A 2,482-nucleotide genomic window follows, 5' to 3' on the forward strand; every position below is an offset into this window, starting at 1 on the left:
GTCAGCATCGACGGACGCCATGTGGCGGTGAAGGGGCCGAAGGGCGAGCTCAACCACGAGGTTCACCCGTGGGTGACGGTCGAGCAGGCCGACGGCGTGGTGCAGTGTGCCGCGACGAGCGAGCGCCAGGAAGCCGTTGCGCTGGCGGGAACCACCCGCGCGCTGATCAACAACATGGTGATCGGCGTGAGCACGGGCTGGGAGCGTCGGCTGCAGCTGGTCGGCGTCGGCTATCGCGCCCAGGCGAAGGGCGATACGGTCAATCTCACGCTTGGTTTCTCCCACCCGGTGGACTTTCCGGTGCCGGAGGGCGTCACTGTCGAGACGCCCAGCCAGACCGAGGTCGTCGTCAAGGGCGTCGACAAACAGCTGGTCGGCCAGGTAGCGGCGAAGATCCGCGGCTTCCGGCCGCCGGAGCCGTACAAGGGTAAGGGCGTGCGCTACGCGGAGGAACGCGTGGTGCTCAAGGAAGCCAAGAAGAAGTAGGTCAGGTGAGGCGTTATGGATAAGAAGGCAGCACGGCTCCGGCGCGCGCGGCGCGCGCGGGCCAAGATTCGGGAACGCGGCGCCTACCGGCTCACCATCCACCGGACGCCGCGCCACACCTATGCACAGATCATCGCGCCGGATGCGGATCGCACGCTGGCGGCGGCCTCGACCCTCGAGAAGGGGGTCCTGGGCGATCTGACCTCGGGTGGCAATGTCGAGGCGGCGAAGGCCGTGGGCCGTGCCATCGCGGAGCGGGCGCGGGCAGCCGGCGTTGAAGAGGTCGCTTTCGACCGCGCCGGGTTCAAGTACCATGGCCGTGTCCAGGCGCTGGCGGATGCCGCGCGGGAAGCCGGTCTCAAGTTCTGATCAGGGGCAGCGTAGTAATGGCGACGAGCGACGTTAGCAACGAGGGGCTCCGCGAGAAGCTCATCGAGATCAATCGCGTGGCCAAGGTGGTGAAGGGCGGTCGTCAGTTCGGCTTCACCGCGCTCACCGTGGTCGGCGACGGCGAAGGCTCCGTCGGCTTCGGGTACGGCAAGGCACGGGAGGTGCCGCTGGCGATCCAGAAGGCGATGGAGAAGGCGCGCAAGAACATGCGCCAGGTCCATCTCAACGAGAACACCCTGCAGTACGCGATGACGGGCTGGCACGGGTCCAGCAAGGTCTACGTTCAGCCCGCCTCCGCCGGTACTGGCATCATCGCCGGCGGTGCGATGCGCGCGGTCTTCGAGGTCGTGGGCGTGCAGGACGTGCTCGCCAAGACCATCGGCTCGCGTAACCCGCTGAACGTGGTGCGTGCGACGATCAACGCGCTCACGCAGTACCAGTCGCCGGAGCTGGTTGCGCGGCGCCGCGGCAAGACCGTCGAGGAAATCCTGGGTTAATCATGGCGAACAGCAAGCAACTCAAGGTTACGCTCGTGCGCAGCACCTCCGGGCGGCTGCGTGATCACAAGGCCTGTGTCGCCGGCCTGGGGCTGCGGCGCATGCACCAGACCGTCACCGTGGGCGACACCCCGGAGAACCGGGGCATGATCCGCAAGGTCGCCTACATGCTGAAGGTAGAGGAGGCCTGAGCGATGCGACTCAACAGCATTCGGCCCGCTGACGGCAGCCGGCCCGAGGCCGACCGTGTCGGCCGTGGGCATTCCTCCGGCAACGGCAAGACCGGCGGCCGGGGCCACAAGGGACAGAAGTCGCGCAGCGGCGGCTTCCATAAGGTGGGCTTCGAGGGCGGCCAGATGCCGCTGCAGCGCCGGGTGCCGAAGGTCGGCTTCCGCTCGCGCCGCGGTCGCTATGTCGCCGAGGTCCGTCTCTCCGAACTGAAGTACGTCGAGGGCGACACCGTCGACCTCGCCGGGCTCAAGCAGGCCGGCATCGTGCCCACGCAGGCGCGTCACGCCAAGGTCATCGCCTCGGGCGAGCCCGGCGGCGCCTACACCGTGCGCGGCCTCGGGGTCACTCGCGGCGCGGTGGCGGCGATCGAGCAGGCGGGCGGCAAGGTAGAGGCTTAAATTGGCCAAGTCACCGGCAAACGCGAACGGGCTTGCGGGCCTCGGTCGGTTGACCGAGGTCCGGCAGCGTCTGGTCTTCGTGATCGTCGCGCTGGCGGTCTACCGCCTGGGTGCGCATCTGACGATTCCGGGCATCGACCAGGCCGCACTGGCCCAGATGTTCCAGCAGCAGTCCGGCACCATCCTGGACATGTTCAACATGTTCTCGGGTGGTGCCCTCAAGCGGCTGTCGATCTTCGCCCTTGGCGTCATGCCCTATATCTCCGCCTCGATCATCATGCAGCTCATGAGCATGGTGATCCCGCAGCTCGAGCAGCTGCGCAAGGAGGGTGAGCAGGGTCGGCGCCAGATCACGAAGTACACGCGTTACGGGACGCTCGCGCTGGCGACGTTCCAGGGTGTGGGCATCACGTTCGCGTTGCAGAACCAGGGTGTGGTGCTGAATCCGGGCCTGGCGTTCGTGTTCATCGGCACGGTGAC

Annotated in this window: 6 protein-coding genes; all 6 read left to right on the top strand. The window is 67.3% G+C overall.

Features of this window, described 5'->3' with window-relative positions:
- Positions 1-486, top strand: a 486-nt coding sequence (gene rplF / locus G7A99_RS10350) for a 50S ribosomal protein L6 (protein WP_205599802.1), incomplete at its 5' end; no start/stop codon positions are given.
- Positions 487-501: 15 nt separating this feature from the next.
- Positions 502-855, top strand: coding sequence for a 50S ribosomal protein L18 (gene rplR, locus G7A99_RS10355; protein WP_018718878.1), 354 nt, complete (start codon positions 502-504; stop codon positions 853-855).
- A gap of 17 nt (positions 856-872) precedes the next feature.
- Complete coding sequence (gene rpsE, locus G7A99_RS10360; RefSeq protein WP_018718877.1) at positions 873-1,373, top strand: 30S ribosomal protein S5; 501 nt, start codon at positions 873-875, stop codon at positions 1,371-1,373.
- 2 nt (positions 1,374-1,375) lie between these two features.
- Positions 1,376-1,564 carry a 50S ribosomal protein L30 gene (rpmD, locus tag G7A99_RS10365; RefSeq protein WP_018718876.1) on the top strand — a complete coding sequence of 63 codons (189 nt, stop codon included), beginning with the start codon at positions 1,376-1,378 and terminating at the stop codon, positions 1,562-1,564.
- 3 nt (positions 1,565-1,567) lie between these two features.
- Positions 1,568-2,002: a 50S ribosomal protein L15 gene (gene rplO, locus G7A99_RS10370; RefSeq protein ID WP_018718875.1), complete on the top strand. Its 435-nt coding sequence runs from the start codon at positions 1,568-1,570 to the stop codon at positions 2,000-2,002.
- 1 nt (position 2,003) lies between these two features.
- A partial coding sequence (locus G7A99_RS25440; RefSeq protein ID WP_371807613.1) for a preprotein translocase subunit SecY occupies positions 2,004-2,482 on the top strand: 479 nt, incomplete at its 3' end.

Source organism: Arhodomonas sp. KWT, from assembly GCF_010993615.1.